The organism is Acuticoccus sp. MNP-M23, from assembly GCF_031195445.1.
Taxonomy (GTDB): Bacteria; Pseudomonadota; Alphaproteobacteria; order Rhizobiales; family Amorphaceae; genus Acuticoccus.
The window spans coordinates 218,858-237,235 of record NZ_CP133480.1; the positions used below are offsets into that span (position 1 = coordinate 218,858).

The 18,378-nt window shown below is 64.9% G+C and carries 17 protein-coding genes; 7 read left to right on the forward strand and 10 right to left on the reverse strand.

From position 1 onward, the window contains the following. Positions 1–26: 26 nt before the first annotated feature. Together RDV64_RS01015 and RDV64_RS01020 are read right to left on the reverse strand one after the other, a co-directional pair. On the reverse strand, positions 27–464 hold the full coding sequence (locus RDV64_RS01015) for a response regulator (RefSeq protein ID WP_309197432.1): 438 nt from the start codon (positions 462–464) through the stop codon (positions 27–29). Between the two features lie 3 nt (positions 465–467). Beyond that, positions 468–2,000, reverse strand: coding sequence for a sensor histidine kinase (locus RDV64_RS01020; RefSeq protein ID WP_309197433.1), 1,533 nt, complete (start codon positions 1,998–2,000; stop codon positions 468–470). Positions 2,001–2,195: 195 nt separating this feature from the next. On the opposite strand from RDV64_RS01020, the gene RDV64_RS01025 reads away from it, so the two are divergent. The 6 genes from RDV64_RS01025 (at position 2,196) to RDV64_RS01050 (ending at position 8,593) form a co-directional block, all read left to right on the forward strand. Further along, positions 2,196–3,218: a polyamine ABC transporter substrate-binding protein gene (locus RDV64_RS01025; protein ID WP_309197434.1), complete on the forward strand. Its 1,023-nt coding sequence runs from the start codon at positions 2,196–2,198 to the stop codon at positions 3,216–3,218. A 61-nt stretch (positions 3,219–3,279) separates the two neighbouring features. Then, positions 3,280–4,107 carry an ABC transporter permease gene (locus RDV64_RS01030; RefSeq protein WP_309197435.1) on the forward strand — a complete coding sequence of 276 codons (828 nt, stop codon included), beginning with the start codon at positions 3,280–3,282 and terminating at the stop codon, positions 4,105–4,107. Next, a complete protein-coding gene (locus RDV64_RS01035) occupies positions 4,104–4,883 on the forward strand; it encodes an ABC transporter permease (protein WP_309197436.1) in 780 nt (259 codons plus the stop codon). Before RDV64_RS01030 ends, RDV64_RS01035 begins: the two co-directional genes overlap by 4 nt. Further along, positions 4,876–5,898 (forward strand): ABC transporter ATP-binding protein, encoded by a 1,023-nt coding sequence (locus RDV64_RS01040; protein ID WP_309197437.1) that lies wholly within the window; start codon positions 4,876–4,878, stop codon positions 5,896–5,898. Before RDV64_RS01035 ends, RDV64_RS01040 begins: the two co-directional genes overlap by 8 nt. After that, complete coding sequence (locus RDV64_RS01045) at positions 5,898–6,809, forward strand: nucleoside hydrolase (protein ID WP_309197438.1); 912 nt, start codon at positions 5,898–5,900, stop codon at positions 6,807–6,809. The genes RDV64_RS01040 and RDV64_RS01045 overlap by 1 nt, the downstream gene beginning before the upstream one ends. After that, positions 6,806–8,593, forward strand: coding sequence for an adenine deaminase C-terminal domain-containing protein (locus tag RDV64_RS01050; RefSeq protein ID WP_309197439.1), 1,788 nt, complete (start codon positions 6,806–6,808; stop codon positions 8,591–8,593). The genes RDV64_RS01045 and RDV64_RS01050 overlap by 4 nt, the downstream gene beginning before the upstream one ends. On the opposite strand, the gene RDV64_RS01055 is transcribed toward RDV64_RS01050, so the two are convergent. Beyond that, positions 8,581–9,765, reverse strand: a complete 1,185-nt coding sequence (locus tag RDV64_RS01055; protein ID WP_309197440.1) for a M20 aminoacylase family protein — start codon at positions 9,763–9,765, stop codon at positions 8,581–8,583. The two genes, RDV64_RS01050 and RDV64_RS01055, sit on opposite strands and share 13 nt — an antisense overlap. A 386-nt stretch (positions 9,766–10,151) precedes the next feature. Between RDV64_RS01055 and RDV64_RS01060 the strand changes: the two genes are divergently transcribed. Further along, entirely contained in the window at positions 10,152–12,455 is a 2,304-nt protein-coding gene (locus RDV64_RS01060; RefSeq protein WP_309197441.1) for a calcium-binding protein, read from the forward strand. Between the two features lie 71 nt (positions 12,456–12,526). Here RDV64_RS01060 and RDV64_RS01065 read toward each other — a convergent pair whose 3' ends face one another. The 7 genes from RDV64_RS01065 to rfbF are packed head-to-tail and all read right to left on the reverse strand — an operon-like array spanning position 12,527 to position 18,271. Next, entirely contained in the window at positions 12,527–13,348 is an 822-nt protein-coding gene (locus tag RDV64_RS01065) for a CmcI family methyltransferase (protein ID WP_309197442.1), read from the reverse strand. Further along, a complete protein-coding gene (locus RDV64_RS01070) occupies positions 13,345–14,175 on the reverse strand; it encodes an NAD(P)-dependent oxidoreductase (RefSeq protein WP_309197443.1) in 831 nt (276 codons plus the stop codon). The genes RDV64_RS01065 and RDV64_RS01070 overlap by 4 nt, the downstream gene beginning before the upstream one ends. After that, positions 14,163–14,654, reverse strand: coding sequence for an acyltransferase (locus tag RDV64_RS01075; protein ID WP_309197444.1), 492 nt, complete (start codon positions 14,652–14,654; stop codon positions 14,163–14,165). The genes RDV64_RS01070 and RDV64_RS01075 overlap by 13 nt, the downstream gene beginning before the upstream one ends. A 2-nt stretch (positions 14,655–14,656) precedes the next feature. Continuing rightward, positions 14,657–15,880, reverse strand: coding sequence for a class I SAM-dependent methyltransferase (locus RDV64_RS01080; protein ID WP_309197445.1), 1,224 nt, complete (start codon positions 15,878–15,880; stop codon positions 14,657–14,659). Beyond that, the gene (locus RDV64_RS01085) at positions 15,877–16,434 is read right to left on the reverse strand and encodes a dTDP-4-dehydrorhamnose 3,5-epimerase family protein (protein ID WP_309197446.1); all 558 of its coding nucleotides are present in this window, start codon (positions 16,432–16,434) and stop codon (positions 15,877–15,879) included. The genes RDV64_RS01080 and RDV64_RS01085 overlap by 4 nt, the downstream gene beginning before the upstream one ends. Then, positions 16,431–17,507, reverse strand: a complete 1,077-nt coding sequence (gene rfbG, locus RDV64_RS01090) for a CDP-glucose 4,6-dehydratase (RefSeq protein WP_309197447.1) — start codon at positions 17,505–17,507, stop codon at positions 16,431–16,433. The genes RDV64_RS01085 and rfbG overlap by 4 nt, the downstream gene beginning before the upstream one ends. After that, complete coding sequence (gene rfbF / locus RDV64_RS01095) at positions 17,483–18,271, reverse strand: glucose-1-phosphate cytidylyltransferase (RefSeq protein ID WP_309197448.1); 789 nt, start codon at positions 18,269–18,271, stop codon at positions 17,483–17,485. The genes rfbG and rfbF overlap by 25 nt, the downstream gene beginning before the upstream one ends. Between the last annotated feature and the right edge of the window lie 107 nt (positions 18,272–18,378).

The window sequence follows — 18,378 nt, forward strand, 5'->3', positions numbered from 1 at the left end:
GATGGTCTGCCGCTTGAGCACTCCCCTTAAATTGTCATGTCGCTTTCGTTGCCGGGCCTTGCCGTGTTTTCGTGCATGGCAAGATAGCTGCTCTTGCCGTGGAGCACCGCCTCACAGACCATCTCGCCATAAATCGGCTTGTTGAGGATGGCGTGCGGGCCAACCGCGCGCATCCGCGCCGTGGTCTGCGGTTCGGTGGAACCGGTGGCGAAGATTATCTTCGTGCCAAGCTGCGCCGCCACGATCCGCTGCGCAACGTCGACGCCATCGAGCGTATCGTCGAGCCGCACGTCGAGCAGCACGACATCTGGCTTGTGCTCGGTCAGCGCGTCGATCGCTTCCTGCGCACCATGGCAGAGACACAACACGTTCATTCCAATGTCTTCGCAGGCATATTGCATCATGCGCGCGATAAGAAACTCGTCATCCACAATGATGACAGAAAGGTTTGCAGCATCTGCCATTGTTCAGACCTTCTTTGCGCGGAATTTCGGTTTGAATTCGATAGTGATGTCGGAGCCGTCTGCTGTGCTTGCTTTCATCTGGCCGCGCAGCTGGCGGACAAAACCCTGGATTATCATGCTGCCGATGCCCTGGTTCTGCTGTTTTTCCTCGTAGCCGTCACCGCTGTCTGTCACCCGCAAGATAACCCTGTCGCCGTCGTCGCGGTAGGTGACGGCAATCTCGCCGCCCTTGTCAGGGAAGGCGTGCTTGATGGAGTTGGTGACAAGCTCGTTGACGAGGAGGCCGACCGGCACGGCCGCATCAATGGAAAGCTCGACCGGCGCCGCTTCCAGCGTCAGCGCGATTCCGCGCTTTTCCAGGTCGAAGCCGCTTGAAAGGCCTTCTGTCACCTGGGACAGAAAATCTTCCATGTCGACGTGGGAGGGTGTGCCCGCGCCGATCAGCAGCTGGTGCACGAATGCAATGGTTTTCACCCGGCCAAGAATGCCGGCAAGGCGCTCGCGGCTGTATTCATCTTCCAGACCGCGGCGCTCGAAGTCGATGATGGCGGCAACCTGCTGGAGGTTGTTCTTGACCCGGTGGTAGACCTCGGCAATCAGGACGCCCTTGTCCTCGTTGGAGCGTTGCAGCTCCGCGATGTATTCGTTGATACGCTGCTGGTCTTCGTTCTCAAGCGCTGCATTTCGGAAAATGGCAAAGCCCGCCACCGTGATCATCACGATCGCAACCACGCAATAGCCGAACGTAGCGGTGATCGACCCGCTGAGCTGCAGGCTGACAAGGCCGTAACAGATGAGAAGCGGCATCAGCACCACCAGCGGAAACAGCCGGCGGGCGCCGATGCTGCCGATCCCACTGTCGCTGAAATGCCGGACCCAGCTGGTGTGGGGCCGATAGACCAGAAATGCCAGAAAGATCACCGCAAAGCCGACCGACGTGAAGACCGACGCGGTAGAGAAGAACCAGATCTGATAAACAGACTGCGGATCGCAGACATAGGCGAACAGGATCACGCCGTTCAGAAGCAGGCCGAACGTTGCGATGGTGTTGAAGACAAGAATCGAGCGCTCCTCAGTCTGCTGGATGAGCAGGAGGCAGCCGGTGACGACCATCGCGTTGAACGACGTCGAATAGGAAAACCCATCGGCCCCGATCACCTCGGGCATGATGAAATGGTCGATACCCTGGCTGTCGAGGACAAGGCGCACGACAAGGTTGGCCGCCGCAATTGCCGCAACCAAGGCGGCCAAGACCCGTGCGCAACGCTTCGCCCACGCGGCGGATTGGGGGACCGCAAGGAGCGCTGTCGCAGCGGCGATCAGGATGATGCCCGTGCACGGCACCATCGCCGAAAGGCCACCCAGCCCGCGCTTGAATGCGTCCATGCCAAGGCCCCAGCCGAGAACGAGGTTGGCAACGCCGAGAACGATCGCGAGAATGCCGAACAGCGTCGTCAGACGCGGGCAAAGCTCTTCCGGAATGCGGAACGGATCCCACGATGATTCGAAACGGCCGATGTGCGAATCGAGGTTCATCGCAATGTACTCCCCATTAGGAAGGCACAACAAAACACCCGTAGCTTGGATGTAGCTTGCACGGCGGCAACCCTCGCGCGCCTTGTGGGATGGCACGAACCATGCCTTTTCGCGGCGGACACGGCGCGCTATCGTGCGCCGCATCGTGGCCGCATGGCCGAACACGTTGCCCCTATCAAAACAGGATCGGCCGACATGAAGAGAATGATTTTGGCCTCGTGCATTGCCGCAATCATCGGCATTGCCCCAGCCAGCGCACAGGACCGGACCCTCACCATCTCCGTCTATGCCTTCGCGCAGGACGCCTTCAAGAAACTGGTCTACGACCCGTTCGAGGCAAAATGCGGCTGCGAGATTGTCGTCGAGACCGGCAACAGCGTGGAGCGGCTGGCCAAGATGGAAGCCAATCAGGACAAGCCCGTCATCGACATGGCGGTCATGTCCATGGCCGATGCGCTGGCCGGCGCCCGCAAGGGCCTGCTCGCGCCCATCGAATTCGATGACCTCGAAAATTACGACAAGCTCTATGACATCGCCAAAGACCCCAACGGCGATGGCATGAGCGTCGGCTACACCCTTTATGCCACCTCCATCGCCTACCGCTCCGACAAGGTGAGCATCGAAAGCTGGGCCGACCTTCTGGGCGATGACCTGGCCGGCCGCGTCGCGTTCCCCAACGTGACCACCAACCAGGGCCCGCCGGCGCTCTACATGCTCGGCCTTGCCATGGGCGAGGATTCGCCGACGCTGGAGGCCCCCATCGCCGCCATCGGCGAGCACCGGGACGAGATCGTCACCTTCTATGTCCGCTCCTCGCAGCTGGCGACGCTGATGCAGCAGGAAGAAATCTGGGCCGCCCCCATCGGCCGCTTCGCCTGGGAGCGGTTCACGAAAATGGGCCTGCCCATTGAATGGGCCGAGCCGAAAGAAGGGCAGACCGGCGGCCTCAACGTGATGGTGATGACCAAGGGCAGCGAAAATCAGGATCTCGCCATGGAGTTCATGGACTTCTGGCTGTCCACCGAGATCCAGACGGCCCTTGCCGAAGCGCTGATCGACAGCCCCGCCAACAAGGACGTGGTGGTGTCCGACGAGGTTGCGGCCAATCTCACCTATGGCGCAGAAACCGCAGACAGCCTCAAGCTGATCCCGTCCGACGTTGCACTCGACCACCGCGAAGAGTGGCTCGCCGAGTGGAACGAGACGGTCGGCCAGTAACACCCGCGCCGGGCCTCATCCGCCCGGCGCATTTCGTTTCCCCACAAGCGTCCGGCTTTTCATGTTCCAGAACCGCACCGCGGGCTACGCCCTCGTCCTGCCAGCGGTGGTTTTCGCGGGGGCGGTGTTTCTCGTCCCCGTCGCCATCCTGCTGGCGGAGGGGTTCAAGACCGGCGACGGCTGGTTTTTCGCCAACTACGTCGACTTTTTCTCCAAATCCATCAACCGCACCGTCTTTCTGCGCACGTTGAAGCTCGGCGCGCTGGTCACGCTCACGGCTGCCATCATCGGCTATGCGGCGGCGTTCGCCATCGTCAGCCTGCCGCCCACGGCCAAGGGCCGCATGGTCGGCCTCGTCGTTTTGCCGCTGATGATCTCGCCCGTTGCGCGCACCTATGCGTGGATCGTGATCCTCGGCCGCACCGGCATCTTCAACAAGGCGCTGGTGGCGCTCGGCATCAGCGACGAGCCGATCCGCTTCCTCTTCACCGAAACCGCCGTCTTCATCGGCCTCCTGCAACTCTTCCTGCCGCTCATGATCATCTCCCTCATCAGCGCGCTGGAAAACCTGCCCGAAGACACCGTGCAGGCCGCTCGCGTCCTTGGCGCCAACTGGTTCCAGGTGTTCTGGAAGGTGATCCTGCCGCTCACGCGCGAGGGGCTGGTGATCGGCGGCACGCTCGTCTTCACCGGTTCGCTGACGGCCTACATCACCCCCGCCATCCTCGGCGGCTCCAAGGTCTTGATGCTGGAAACGCTCCTCTACCAGCGTGTCACCATCGCCAACGACCTGATCTCGGCCAGCGTCATCGCGCTGATCCTCGTCGTGATGAGCTTTGCCGCCAACCTTCTCCTGCGCCGCCTTGCCACCGCGAGAAACAAGCGATGAACCTGCGCCTTGCCAACCCCATCATCCTGGCTCTGGTGCTGGCGTTCCTGATCGGGCCGTTCATCGTCATCGTCGCCGCGTCGTTCTCCGCCGGGGAGACGCTGGCGTTCCCGCCGCAAGGGTTCTCGCTGCGCTGGATCATCAAGGTCTTCGAGATCGAGAGCTTTCGCGACAGTTTCGCGATCTCCATCATCCTCGCCGTGTTCGGCACGCTGCTGGCGCTGATCCTCGGCGTGCCGGCCGCCTATGCGCTGTCGCGCTACAAGCTGCCGGGCGCGGAGACGGCACGGCTCATCGTCTCCTCGCCGATCATCGTGCCGGGGCTGATCGTCGGCCTTGCGCTGCTGCGCTACTTCGTCGTGCCGCTCGGCGTGGAGGTGCTGCCGGCGCTGTTCCTCGCGCACACCGCGCTGGTGCTCCCCTATGCGGTGCGGGTGGTGTCGGCGAGCCTCAACAATCTGCGCGTCGACATCGAGGAAGCGGCCGTGCTGCTCGGCTGCTCGCCGGTGGGGGCCTTCATCCGCGTGGTGCTTCCCAACATCCGCGGCGGCATTCTCGCGGCCTTCATTCTGGGCTTCGTGACCAGCTTCAACCAGGTGCCGGTCTCACTGTTCCTCACCGGGCCCGGCGTGCGCACCCTCCCCATCGACATGCTGGGCTACATGGAAATCACCTACGACCCGTCCATCGCGGCGCTTTCCTCGCTGCTGGCGTTCATGTCTGTTGGCATCGTCTTTCTCGCCGAGCGTTTTCTGGGGTTCTCCCGCTATGTCTGATGCGTACCTTTCGCTGGAAAAGCTCACCCTTGCCTATGGCGACACGGTCGCCGTGAAGGACCTCGACCTTGCCATCGACAATGGCGAGCTCGTCACCCTTCTTGGCCCCTCCGGCTGCGGCAAGACCACGACCATGCGCGCCATCGCGGGCCTGCTGAAGCCTGCCGGCGGGCGCATCCGGCTCGATGGCGCGGACATCACGCGGGTTGCCGCCAACCGGCGCGCGGTGGGGCTGGTGTTCCAGTCCTACGCCCTATTCCCGCACCTCAACGTGTTCGAGAACGTGGCGTTCGGCCTCAAGCTCAAGCGCACGCCCTCGGCTGACCTGGAGCGCCGCGTGGCCGAGGGTCTTGCGTCCGTCGGCCTGTCCGAATACGCGGCGCGGCGCCCGGCCGAACTCTCCGGCGGCCAGCAGCAGCGCGTCGCCCTTGCCAGAGCGATGGTGATGCAGCCCAAAGTGCTCCTCCTCGACGAGCCCCTCTCCAACCTCGACGCGCGCCTCCGCCTCGAAATGCGCACCGAGCTCCAGCGCGTCCAGCGCGAGACCGGCACCACCATGATCTTCGTCACCCACGACCAGGCCGAGGCGCTGGCGCTGGCGGACCGGATCATCGTGATGCTGAATGGCGCCATCGAGCAGATCGGCACGCCCGAAGACCTCTACAACCGCCCCGCCTCCGCCTTCGTCGCCGACTTTGTGGGCTTCGAGAACGTGTTTGCGGTGCGCGATGGCGAGCTCGTCACCGATGCGGGCGCCGTGCCGGTATCCGGCCCCGTGCCGCCGGGCGCTGCGGGCCTTGCCTGGCGTCCGGGCATGGTGACGCTCGGCGAAGGCCCGTTCGAGGGGCAGGTGATGGGCGGTTCGTTCGCAGGCCGCAGCCGCGAATATCTCATCGCCTCGCCGCTCGGCACCATCAAGGCCGAGGCCGATGCCGCGCTGCCGGCCCACGCGCCCGGCGCCACCGTCGCCTTCGACCTGCCGGTCGACCGCGCGGCTCCCCTGGCGCGCACCTGATGGACCTGTGGATCGACACCGACGCCGGGTTCGACGACCTGCTGGCGCTCCTCATCGTGGCGCACACCGGAACGCCGGTGGACGGCATCTCGCTGGTGTTCGGCAACAGCACCATCGACCATGTGGCCGAGAACGCCGCCAGCGCCGTGGCCGCCTTCGGGCTTGGCGCTCCGGTCTATATCGGCCGTGCGGCCTCGGTGCTCGGCACGGCCGAAACCGCACAGCGGGTGCTTGGCGACAGCGGCATCTTGTCCAGCGGGCCGCCGCTGCCGCCCGGTCCGCACCCCACCGGCGATGCGTTTTCCGCGCTTTGTGACTGGCTCTCCGGCCCGGGGCCGCACACGGTTCTGGCGCTGGGGCCGCTCACCAACATCGCCGCGCTGGCGCTGGCACGGCCGGACCTTGCCGCGCGCATCACATCGCTGGTGTGGATGGGCGGCGGCGTCACCGCAGGCAACCACACCGCCTCGGCCGAGTTCAATGCGTTCGCCGACCCGGAGGCCGTTGCCATCGTCCTCGGTCACCGCCTCCCCCTCAAAATGGTCGACCTCGACCTTTGCCGACAGGTCACCGCCACCCCCGCCGACGTGGCGCCGGTGCTCGGCGCCGGCGGCCCCAACGCGGAGGCGCTGGCGGGCATGTTCGGCGCCTTCATCGACATTGCCATCTCCCGCGGCCGGCACGAGATGGCCCTTTACGATGCCGCTGCCGCCATTGCCGTGGTGCGGCCGGATCTCGTCACCTTCACGCCGGCGCACATTGCAATGGAGCTTGCCGGCACCCACACCCGCGGCCGCACCGTGGTGGACCGGCGCACCCCCGCGAACGCCAACGCCGAAGTTGCCACCGCCATCGACGCTCCGGCCGCCCGCGCGCTGGTGCTCGCCGCCCTCGAAGCTGCCGCCCGATGACCCCGCCCCGCCCCGCCAGCGACCTCGACGCGCCTGACCTGCGCGCCCGCGCGGTAAAGGCTGCACGCGGCGATGCGCCGTTCGATATCCTCATTGCGGGCGGCACATTGATCGACATGGTGACCGGCGCGCATAGGGACGCCGACGTCGGCCTCGTCGGCCCGCTCATCGCCAGCGTTCACCCGCGCGGCACAAGGCAGGACGCGCACCGGACCATCGACGCAGCACGCCACTTCGTGTCGCCCGGCCTCATCGACACGCACATGCATGTGGAAAGCTCGATGGTGACTCCCGCAGCCTATGCCGGGGCTGTCCTGCCCCGCGGCGTGACCACCGCGGTGTGGGACCCGCACGAGTTCGGCAACGTGTGCGGCGTTGCGGGCGTGCGGTGGGCGGTGGAGGCTGCAAAGAACCTGCCGCTGCGCTTCCTCACCCTTGCCCCGTCGTGCGTCCCTTCCGCGCCGGGCCTCGAATGCGCCGGCGCGGATTTTGACGCCGCCACAATCGCCGAGCTTCTGGCGTGGCCGGAGATCGCCGGCCTTGCCGAGGTGATGACCATGCGCCCGGTGATCGACGGGGACCCGCGCATGACCGCCATCGTCAATGCGGCGCTGGCGTCCGGCAAGCTGGTGCGCGGCCATGCGCGCGGCCTCACCGGCGCCGATCTCAACGCCTTCATGGCCGCCGGCATCAGCTCCGACCACGAGCTGACCTCTGCCGACGATCTCCTGGAAAAGCTGACGGCGGGCCTCACTATCGAACTGCGCGGCTCGCATCCGCACCTGCTGGCCGAGTTTGCGCAGGCTCTGATCGCCCTTGGCCACCTCCCGCCGACGCTGACCCTGTGCACCGACGATACCTTTCCGGACGATCTGGCCGCGCACGGTGGGCTCGACAACGTGCTGCGTCATCTGACGCGCCACGGCATGCGGGCCGAATGGGCGCTGCGTGCTGCCACCTACAATGCGGCCGTTGCCATCAACCGCCCTGATCTCGGCCTCATCGCGCCCGGCCGCCGCGCCGACATTGCGGTCTTCCGCGACCTGGAGGCGTTCAGCGCTGCGCACGTGCTGGCGGACGGCGTGCCCGTCGCAGCAGACGGCCGCATCACCGCCGCGTTGCCGGAGCACGATCCGGCGCCGCTTCTGGACACAATGAAGCTTGCTCCGTTCACCCCCGCCGATTTCGAGGTGAAGGCCGATGGCGACCGGGCGCGGATCGCCACCATCGCCCAGCCGCGCTTCACGCAATGGGGCAAGCTTGATGCGGACGTGGTGGACGGCTGCATCGTTCCGCCTGCGGGAACGGCACTGATTGCCGTCGTTCACCGCCATGGACGGGCAGATGGCCGCCCCCGCGTCGGCTTTCTGGAAGGCTGGGGCACATGGCGCGGCGCGTTCGCCACCACCGTCTCCCACGACAGCCACAACCTTACGATTTTTGGCGGGAGTGCCGCGGACCTTGCCGCCGCCGCCAACGCGGTGATTGCCGCCGGCGGCGGCATGGCTGTCGCATCAGATGGCAAGGTGACGGCGGTGCTGCCGCTTCCCTTGTGCGGTCTCGTCTCCGACCAGCCGCTCGCCGGTGTGGCCGAAGGGTTCCGCGCGATCCGCACGGCGGTGGACGCAATTGCCGACTGGGCGCCGCCCTTGCGCGTCTTCAAGGCCTGTTTCGGCGCAACGCTTGCCTGCAACGCCGGCCCCCACCAGACTGATCGGGGCATTGCCGACATCGGCGCCGGCCGCCTCATGGAAAGCCCCGTTCTCTCCGGTCAGCCCGGCTGATCGGCCGCCAGCTCGCCTTCCACCAGCGCGCTCCAGTAGGCCGCCCCTGTGGCAATGGCGTCATCGTTGAAATCATAGCCGGTGTTGTGATGGAGCGCGCCGTCGACCGCCGGACCGTTGCCAAGCCAGATGTAGCACCCCGGCGCCTCACCTGCGAAAACCGAGAAATCGTCTCCGGCCGTTGATGGCGGAAAGCGGCGCGCGACCTTGTCGCCCACCACCGCCTCTGCCGCCTTCATTGCGCGGGCGGTGGCATCCGCATCGTTCACCACGGGCGCAATTCGGCGGATGAAATCGTATTCGGCTTCAATGCCGAACATCTCCGCCGTGCCGCGGGCCAGCCGGCCGATCTCGGCCTCCAGCTGGTCGCGCACTTCGGGCGTATAGGCGCGCGCGGTGCCGCCGATCTCCACAACGTCGGGGATCACGTTGAGCGCCCGCGGGTCGCCAGCCTGCAGCGAACAGGCGCTGACCACCGCCGGCTGCAGCGGGTCCACCACCCGGCCGGGAATCGTCTGCAACGCGGCCAGAAAAGTGCCGGCAGCCGTGATCGGGTCACGCCCGAGATGCGGCTTGGCGCCGTGAGTGCCGACACCCCTGAAGGTCAGCCGCCAGCTGTCGGAGGAGGCCAGTTGCGGCCCCTCCACTACGGCAATCTCGTCCACACTCAATCCCGGCATGTTGTGAAGGCCGTACACGGCATCGCACGGAAACTGCTCGAACAGCCCGTCCTCGACCATCTTCCTCGCGCCGCCGCGCCCCTCCTCCGCAGGCTGGAAGATGAAATGGACGGTCCCGGAAAAGTTGCGCGCACGGGCCAGATGACGCGCCGCCCCCAGAAGCATGGTGGTGTGCCCGTCATGTCCGCAGGCATGCATCTTTCCCGGCACCGTGGACTGGTAGGACCGCGCCACCGTTTCCGGCATCGCCAGTGCATCCATATCCGCGCGCAGCCCGATCCGCCGCGTTCCGTTCCCCACCTGAAGCGTGCCGACGACCCCCGTCCCCCCAAGGCCCCGGTGCACCTGAATGCCTTCCTCCGCCAGCATCTCGGCGACAATGGCGCTGGTCCGCGTCTCTTCGAAGCCAAGCTCCGGATGGGCATGAAGATCCCGCCGCAACGCCGTGAGTGCGGGAAGGTCGGCGATGATGGCAGGCGGGATACGGGTCATGGCGTGGTTCGCGTTGTTCGGTGCATTGCTCGGATGTTGATCACATGCATCGAAGTGGCCGTCAAAGACCATAGAAGCCCGCCAGCTCACCGCAAATCGGTGAGAACCGGACTATCCGCATTGCTTCAATTTCTGTGCGTTCTACCGCAATTTGGCAAACCGCCGGGCAGTTTTCGCGGAAATTTCAGTTCTTGAAAAAATCTTCGGCATGAAAGCTCGTTTCACAAACCACGCCAAGTACGAAATTTCAAAAATGAAAAATAGAATTTTAAATATAAAATCTCGTTATATAATGTTGACGTTTATTTGCGTTGTGTGAATTATTTTTGAATTAAACAATTTAAATTGGTGGGAATGTAGTGATAACTGGAACAAATAGTGCAGACGTGCTCGTAGGCACAGTCAATGGCGAAATTATCGATGCCCTTGGCGGCAATGACAGTGTTTATGCTAATGGCGGCAATGATACGGTCTACGGTCGCGATGGCAATGACGATATTTACGGCGGGTCGGGCAACGACGAGCTTTACGGTCAAGGGGGAAATGACACACTCTCTGGCAACGAAGGCTCCGACCTTCTTTACGGTGGAGAAGGTGACGACTGGGTCAGAGACCTGACCGCGGATGGCGGTAATGATTTCCTTTCCGGCGGCAACGGAAACGACCTCATCCAGTTGACAGCAGGCGGTTCCGATACTGTCAACGGTGGCGGCGGCAACGACACAATATCATTCGAAACCGCATCTTTCAGCGCGATAGTTAATCTAACAACAAATTACTTCAATTTCAGAGGCTCTAATGGTATTGTTACTGAAGTCGAAAATGTTACCGGCGGCGGCAACAGTGATTCGCTAACCGGAAACAGTGTCGGCAACCGCATGATTGGAAACCTTGGGGGAGATACGATCTATGGTGCGGGGGGCAACGATACGATCTACGGCGGACATGGCTGGCAGAGTTCGGATCCTGAAGGAACCACATTCGACAACGCGACCGATCGCATCTACGGAGGCGATGGTAACGACTTGCTCAGCGGTGGGAATGGCGGCGACTCGATCGACGGCGGATCGGGCAATGACACGATCCACGGCAACAGCGCTGAGTTTAGCGGCTTCAATTCGAATGAAGTCCTCGATTCAAACGACACGCTAAGCGGCGGTGTCGGGAATGATCTGGTTTTTGGGAATCAACGCAACGACCTCCTTTTCGGCGACAGCGGAAGCGACACGCTGATCGGCGGCCGCGATCAGGACACCCTGTACGGCGGCACCGATAACGACCTTCTGTACGGTGACGGCGATGGCGCTCAGGTCACGACTTCAACCACGCAGAGCTATCAGGACGTTCTGTATGGTGACGACGGCAACGACACGCTGTATGGCGGCGAAAGCAACGACACGCTGAACGGCGGAAGCGGCGCCGACTTTCTCTACGGCAACGTCGACAACGACAGCCTGAACGGCGACACAGGCAACGACTATCTCGACGGCGGATCCGGCAATGACGGCCTTCATGGCGGCGACGGCACCGACACGCTGTACGGCGGCACCGGCAACGACACGCTGGATGGCGGCGCCGGCAACGATACGATGAACGGCGGCAGCGGCGATGACCGCTACCTGGTGGACGAGCTGGGCGACCAGATCATCGACAGTGCGGGCGACGACACGGTCGCCTCCACCCGCAGCTACACACTGAGCGCGTCCCTCGAAAACCTCGAACTCCTTGGCGCAACCAACCTCTCGGGCACCGGCAACGCCGGCAACAACCTCATCATCGGCAACAGCGGCTTCAATGCGCTTGACGGTGCCGGCGGCATCGACACGCTTCTGGGCGGGAGCGGCGAGGATACGCTCACAGATACCGATGGTGGAGACCAGCTCGACGGCGGGCTTGGCGACGACACCTACAACGTCGATTTTGCGAGCAGCCTTGTGGAGGAAGCGGTCGGCGGCGCTGCTGGCGGGGTCGACCGGGTCCGCGCGTCATCGTCCTTCACCATCGGTGACAACGTGGAGTATCTGCGGCTCCTCGGCAGCGGAAATATCGACGGAACCGGCAACGCGATCGACAATATCGTGAATGGCACCGGCGGCGACAACCGGCTTTACGGCGAGGGCGGCGATGACCGGCTGAATGCGAAAGCCGGCAGCGACACGCTGCAAGGCGGCGACGGCGCCGATACGCTGAGCGGCGACGGCGGGGACGACAAGCTGTCTGGCCAGAATGGCGACGATGAGCTGAATGGCGGCAGCGGCGAGGATCAGCTCGCCGGCCAAAGCGGTGACGATGTCTTGTTCGGCGGTGACGATGACGACGAGCTGACCGGCAACGTTGGCGATGACACGCTTGATGGCGGCACCGGCTTCGACACGCTGGACGGCGGCGGCGGCGAGGACGTGTTCCTCTTCGAGGGCGCCTTTGGGCGCGACACGATCACCCTCTTCCAGTTCGGCATGGACACGATCGACCTCACCGATCTGCGAGACGAGAACGGCGGCAGCCCGATCGTGTTCAACCAGCTCATCGTGCAGCAGACCGGCACCAGCGCCACCATCTACCTCGACCTCGATCAGGATGGAGTTATCGAGCAGGAAGACCTCGACGACGACGGCGATACCGAAGGCGCGTCCATCGAGCTTCTGGACACCAGCGCCGCATCGCTGAGCGCAAGCGACTTCCTCTTCTGAGGTTTCGGCGCCGCCATGTGGGGGCCGTTGCGGCCGGATTTTCGATCCGGCCGCCCGTCGCCGGCACGCCCTCAGGTGCGGCGCAGGAATCCGCCGGGTGCTGCCGTCAGGATCAGTTTTTCCTCGATTGCGCGGTCCGGCACGAAGGCGAGAGGCGCCCCGTCAACGCCGGTAAGACCGTCGCGCGCGCAACGCGCCATGTAGGCGTCGATTGCGGTTCGGGGGCTGTCGCCGGGGTTCCACGGACGGGCGGGGAAAAAATCTCTCGGCAGCGCCTCGATGATGGTGTCGAACACCACGCAGTGGGCATCGCGGGAGGTGAGCGGGGCGTAGGCGCACAGCTCGGCCAGCACATGGTCGTGGGTGTGGTTGCTGTCGAGGCAGACCATCACCCTGTTCGCGCCCCGCGCCAACGCATGAACCTCGGCAATCACACCGGCATCAACGCTGGAACCTTCGATCAGCGTGATGCGGGGCTTGAGCGGATGGGCTTCCAGCGCGGCGCGGTTGTGGGCACGAATGTCGATGTCCACCGCCACCACGCGGCGTTTGGGGTGGAGCGGGTCGAGAAGTTCGCCCTTTGCGGTGGCGTCGGCAAGGTCGAGAAGGGCCAGCTGCGCTGCGGAGTGCACCACCGAGCCGCCGTGCGCGATACCCGTTTCGACGATGAGATCGGGCTTCACCATCCAGATGATTTCGGACAGCGCCATCATGTCTGCCGGAAGCTGGATCACCGGGCGGCCGAACGCCTCCCAGTTGTACATGTAGCGGCGCCCGTACGCTGCCTTCATCCAGTCCGCAGAAAGGGCCTGAAACGCCGCGTCTTCAGGGTAGCTTTCAATGGTCTGCGCACGCGCCTTGCGGAAGGCTCCGGCCGGATCGTCGTCGGTCACCTGGCGGGTCGGAGCCTTGCGCGGAAAAAGTCGGTCAGTTCGGCTTCCACCCGGCGCGTCATGCTGCCGAATTCTCCCGTCAGGCGGCCCGTGTCGATTTCGGCCAGGCGGCGCAGCGGGGCCCCCGGTGCGTAGGAAATTGTTATGCCGAGTGTTTCGGCCAGAAGCTCGGCAACATCCTCGTGGCTGAGCGGCGCCCCGCTGGCCACGTTGTAGATGCGTTCGCGACCTGACAGCACAATGTCGGTCAACCGGCCGGCCGCGAAGGCGAGCGGCACGTAGTCCTTGGCGGATGCGGGGTCTTCGCGCAGGGTGACGTCGCCGGAGGCCGCCTCGTTCAAGATGGACGCGAGGAAGGTGGACGGGTGCATCCCCTCCCCGAACACATTGGACAGCCGCGCCACCCGTGCCGTCGGCGACGGATGCGAGAGCACGAGCGCATCACCCAGAAGCTTGGAAAGGTCGTAAAGGCTGTCGGCGCTGGGGACGAGGGTGATCGGGTCACCTTCGCGGGCGGGCCTGTCTCCTCTTGCGCCATAGACCCGCGTGGAGGAGAGCGCCAGAAAGCTGTCCCACCTGGTACCGTGGAGCACGCGGGCGAGCATGGCCGCATGGGCTTCCACCGTTTCCACCGGCATGGTGCGGAAATTGCCGGTGAGGCCGATCGCGTAGACCACATGGCCGAGCGAACGGTCCATCCCGGCGCCGGAGGCAATGTCCGCGCGGGTCGGGCACCACACGTAAAGTCCCTGCGCCCGCAGCGCTTCACTCACCGCCCGGCCGATGAAGCCGGTCGCACCGAAGACTGTCGCTTCTACTGCCGCCATGTTTTCACCGTCAGCGGATCGCCCGCTGCCACACCGTAGGACGGAACCTCGCCGCGCACCAGCGAGCCGGCGGCCACCACGGCCCCTTTGCGCACGACCGCGCCGTCGAGCAGGATTACCCCTGCACCGAGCCACACGTCGTCTTCCACCACAATGCCGCCGCGCGAGGGCAAAAAGCCCTGCTCGCGGATGAGCCTGCTCTTGTCGTGATACTCATGATTGACCGAAGCGAACACGCAGTTGGCGGCCACCGCAACGTCGTTGCCGATGCTGACGCCGTTGCCGCTGTAGATCACGCAGCCGGCGTTGATCACGGTGCGGGCGCCGATCAGCACGTCGCCCATGCCGCCGGCCGGTTTGATCTTCACGAAACTGTCGATCACGCTGTCCGGCCCGACCACCACGCGCGTTCCGCGCCGGCTGGGCTCGATATCGGCAAGCGGGGAAATTTCGGCGGTCGGATCGACCTCGATACTCATCTTCAGAACTCTCGTATTTCGGGGACGGCCGTCATGAAGCGGGCACCCCAGTCGCGCGTATATTCAAGCTGCCGTGCAATCTCGCCCGCAATATTCCAAGGCAGAATCACGATGCGATCAGGCCGCCGTTGGCGCAAGACGTCCTCCGCAACAATGGGAATGCGGCTGCCGGGCATATAGCGCCCGACCTTTCCGGGGCTACGGTCGACCACGAACTCAATGAGGTCGCCGCGCACGCCGGCAAAGTTGAGAAGCGTGTTGCCCTTGGCTGCGGCCCCGTATGCCGCAACGCCGAGGCCGTTTGCACGCATCGATAGAAGCGTCCCCAGAAAACCGTTCTTCACGGCCTCCGCCCGCGCCTGAAAGGCATCGTAGACAGCGCCGTCGCACAGGCCGGCGGCCCGCTCTGCGGCGATGATCCGGGCCGGGGCGCTTGTGACCTGACGGGCACTGCCGGCAAGTGCCGCAAACACCCGCAGCGACCCGCCATGGGTGGGCAGCTCGGCCGCATCGAACACCGTGAGGCCAGCGAGCGCGAAAATGCGGGTGACGACCGCCAGCGACAGATAGCTGAAATGCTCGTGGTAGATCGTATCGAACTGCGCATGCTCGATGAGTTGCAGGAGGTGCGGAAATTCGAAGATGGCAACGCCGCCCGGCTTCAGCAGCGCGGCAAAACCTTTTGCGAAATCGTTGATGTCCGGCACATGGGCCAGCACGTTGTTGGCGACGATGAGGTCTGCGGTGCGGCCCTCCGCCGCCAGCTTGCGCCCCAGCGCGTGGTTGAAGAATGCGCCCAGAATCTCGAGGCCCAGGCCCCGCGCGACGGCGGCGGTGCCGGCCGCAGGCTCGATGCCGTAGCAGGGGATCCCCCGTGCGGCCACGTACTGGAGGAGGTAGCCGTCGTTGGCCGCCACCTCCACCACAACAGAGCCCGCGCCAAGGTTGAACCTTGCCACCATGTCGGCCACCAAGCGCCGGGCATGGGCCAGCCACGATGCGGAGGTTGCGCTGAAATAGGCGTAGTCGGCGCCAAACAGCGTGGCGGCTGCGGCAAAATCCTCGGTCTGGACCAGCCAGCACCCGTCGCAGACCCTGACCCTCAGCGGAAGATGCATCTCCCCCGCGCCGAGATCGGCGGCGTTGAGATAGGCATTGGAGGGCGGCGCTGTGCCCAGATCGACGAAATTGCGGGTGAGCGGCGCACTGCAATGGCGGCAGTTCACCTTGTGTCCTCACCCAGCGGGCGGAAACTGTCGTCCAGAACGGGGAGCGCGTGATCGCGCGCCGAAACCGAATGCGGCGCCAGCGGCCAGCCTATGCCCAATGTGGGCGAGGCGTGGTGGACACCCCCTTCCGCGTCCGGCGCATAGGGAACGCTGTGCAGATACAGAAGCTGGCAATCCGGCGTCAGCGCCTGAAAGCCGTGGGCGCAGCCTTCGGGCACCAGCAAGGCACGGTGGTTCTCTGCCGACAGCTCTGCGCTGACATGCTGGCCGTACGTGGGCGACCCTGCGCGCAGATCCACCGCCACATCGAAGATGCGGCCGGCAAGACACGACACGAGCCGGGTCTCCCCGCGGGGCGCCCGCTGAAAGTGCAGGCCGCGGATCGTCCCCGCCGTCCGCGTGACGCTGTGGTTGACCTGCGCGATGGTTTCGAGGGGGAGCGCGCCGGGCTCGTAGATCCGCTCGAACGTGCCGCGCGCATCACCGTGCGGATGCCGCTCCACAATGACCACTCCGGCAATGGCGGTCGTGTGGCAGGTGAAGAGGCTCATGGCGCCCCTTCCCCGCCGGCAGCAGCCTCGAATGCCGCCAACTGGCGCAGGGTGATTTCGGCCATTGGCGCGCCGCCGTGCCATGCGCGGTACCACGCCAGTGTTTCGTCCAGCGCGCGATCGAGGCCCCACACCGGCGTCCATCCGAGGCCAAGGCGGGCCTTGGTGCTGTCGAGGCGGAGGATGCCGGCCTCGTGAACAGCGGAACTTGCCGGGGCGGCGGCAACCGCGGCGCCGTCGCCCCATCCCCTGGCAAGGCGCTCGGCAACGGCACCGACGGTGAGGTCGTCGCCCGGCGCAGGGCCGAAATTCCAGGCGCCGTCCGAGTTCTCCACCGCGTCCAGCAACGCTGCGGCAAGGCGGAGGTAGCCGGCAAGCCCGTCCAGCACATGAAGAAAGGGGCGCACGGCATCCGGCCGGCGCAACACCAGCGGCGCACCCGCTGCAAACGCGCGCATTGCGTCCGGCACCAGACGGCTGCCCGCAAAATCGCCGCCACCGATCATGTTGCCAGCCCGCGCCGTGGCAATCCGCGCATCGGTATCGAGGCTGTGGCGCAGCGATGCCGCGACCAGTTCTGCCGCCGCCTTGGAGCTGGAATAGGGGTCGAGGCCGCCGAGCCGGTCGCACTCGCGGTACGGGTGCACCGACTCTGCGTTGTGATAGACCTTGTCGGTGGTGACGCAGACGATCGCCTTGACGCTGCCCGACGCCGCCGCCGCGGTGAGCACATTGGCCGTGCCCATCACGTTGGTTGCAAAATTCTCGCGCGGGTGCGCGTAGCCTTCTGGCACCAGCGGCTGGGCTGCGAGGTGGAACACCACCTCCGGCGCGGCGTCGCGGATGGCGGCCTCGGTCGCGGTGCTGTCACGAATGTCGACGCGGTGGTCGGCGGCGAGCCTGCTGGCAACGGACGCCAGCGCGAACAGAGACGGCACGGTGGGCGGGTCCAGCGCAAGGCCGGACACCGATGCACCGCAGCGCGCCAGCCAGAGTGAAAGCCAGCTTCCCTTGAAACCGGTGTGTCCGGTGACCAGAACCCTGCGGCCTACGAAGCGCTCTTGGTATCCCATACCCGCCATGCCGCCCGATCGGTGTTCCAGAGGTCGTCCAGCCGGTTCTTTTCGCGCAGCGTATCCATGGGCTGCCAGAAGCCGTTGTGCTCATAGGCGACAAGCTCCCCCTCGGCGGCAAGGCGCGCCATTGGCTCCGCCTCCCAGGCGGTGGAATCATCGTCGATATAATCCATCACGCCCGGCGACAGCACGAAGAAGCCACCATTGATGCGCCCGCTTTCCCCGCGCGGCTTTTCCATGAAGCGGCGGACGCTCCCCTTCGCCCCCAGCTCCATCGCACCGTAGCGGCCGGGCGGGGTAACGGCCATCACGGTGGCCAGCTTTCCGTGCGCCTTGTGGAAGGCGACCTGACGGGCAACGTCCACATCGGCAACGCCATCGCCGTAGGTGAAGCAGAACGGCTCGTCGCCAATGGCGTCGGCAACGCGGCGCAGGCGCCCGCCGGTCATGGTGAGCTGGCCGGTGTCGATCAGCGTCACACGCCACGGTTCGGCACGGCGCTCGTGGTAGATGATCTCGTTGCTGCGCATGTCAAAGGTTACGTCGGACATGTGCATGAAGTAGTTGGAGAAGTATTCCTTGATGATGTAGCCCTTGTAACCGCAGCATATAATGAAGTCGTTCACCCCGTAGTGCGAATAGATCTTCATGATGTGCCACAGGATCGGGCGGCCGCCGATCTCGACCATCGGCTTGGGGCGCACCGAGGTTTCCTCACTGATGCGTGTGCCGAGCCCACCGGCCAGGAGCACGGCCTTCATGGCGCAGCAACGCCTGTTGTGCGGATGGGTTGGGCGACCCGGCAGGCCGCGGCGGGTGTAACGCAATGGGGCACGACGGAACCGGTCAGGAAAGCTGCGGCCGCATC

What these genes read in the sequence shown, in the direction of transcription:
- RDV64_RS01035 (WP_309197436.1), top strand. Translation starts at nt 4,104, where the DNA reads ATGAACCTGCGCCTTGCCAACCCCATCATCCTGGCTCTGGTGCTGGCG.
- RDV64_RS01025 (WP_309197434.1), top strand. Translation starts at nt 2,196, where the DNA reads ATGAAGAGAATGATTTTGGCCTCGTGCATTGCCGCAATCATCGGCATT.
- RDV64_RS01030 (WP_309197435.1), top strand. Translation starts at nt 3,280, where the DNA reads ATGTTCCAGAACCGCACCGCGGGCTACGCCCTCGTCCTGCCAGCGGTG.
- rfbG (WP_309197447.1), bottom strand. Translation starts at nt 17,507, where the DNA reads ATGGGATACCAAGAGCGCTTCGTAGGCCGCAGGGTTCTGGTCACCGGA.
- RDV64_RS01020 (WP_309197433.1), bottom strand. Translation starts at nt 2,000, where the DNA reads ATGAACCTCGATTCGCACATCGGCCGTTTCGAATCATCGTGGGATCCG.
- RDV64_RS01075 (WP_309197444.1), bottom strand. Translation starts at nt 14,654, where the DNA reads ATGAGTATCGAGGTCGATCCGACCGCCGAAATTTCCCCGCTTGCCGAT.
- RDV64_RS01050 (WP_309197439.1), top strand. Translation starts at nt 6,806, where the DNA reads ATGACCCCGCCCCGCCCCGCCAGCGACCTCGACGCGCCTGACCTGCGC.
- RDV64_RS01040 (WP_309197437.1), top strand. Translation starts at nt 4,876, where the DNA reads ATGTCTGATGCGTACCTTTCGCTGGAAAAGCTCACCCTTGCCTATGGC.
- RDV64_RS01015 (WP_309197432.1), bottom strand. Translation starts at nt 464, where the DNA reads ATGGCAGATGCTGCAAACCTTTCTGTCATCATTGTGGATGACGAGTTT.
- RDV64_RS01045 (WP_309197438.1), top strand. Translation starts at nt 5,898, where the DNA reads ATGGACCTGTGGATCGACACCGACGCCGGGTTCGACGACCTGCTGGCG.
- RDV64_RS01085 (WP_309197446.1), bottom strand. Translation starts at nt 16,434, where the DNA reads ATGAGCCTCTTCACCTGCCACACGACCGCCATTGCCGGAGTGGTCATT.
- RDV64_RS01055 (WP_309197440.1), bottom strand. Translation starts at nt 9,765, where the DNA reads ATGACCCGTATCCCGCCTGCCATCATCGCCGACCTTCCCGCACTCACG.
- RDV64_RS01070 (WP_309197443.1), bottom strand. Translation starts at nt 14,175, where the DNA reads ATGGCGGCAGTAGAAGCGACAGTCTTCGGTGCGACCGGCTTCATCGGC.
- rfbF (WP_309197448.1), bottom strand. Translation starts at nt 18,271, where the DNA reads ATGAAGGCCGTGCTCCTGGCCGGTGGGCTCGGCACACGCATCAGTGAG.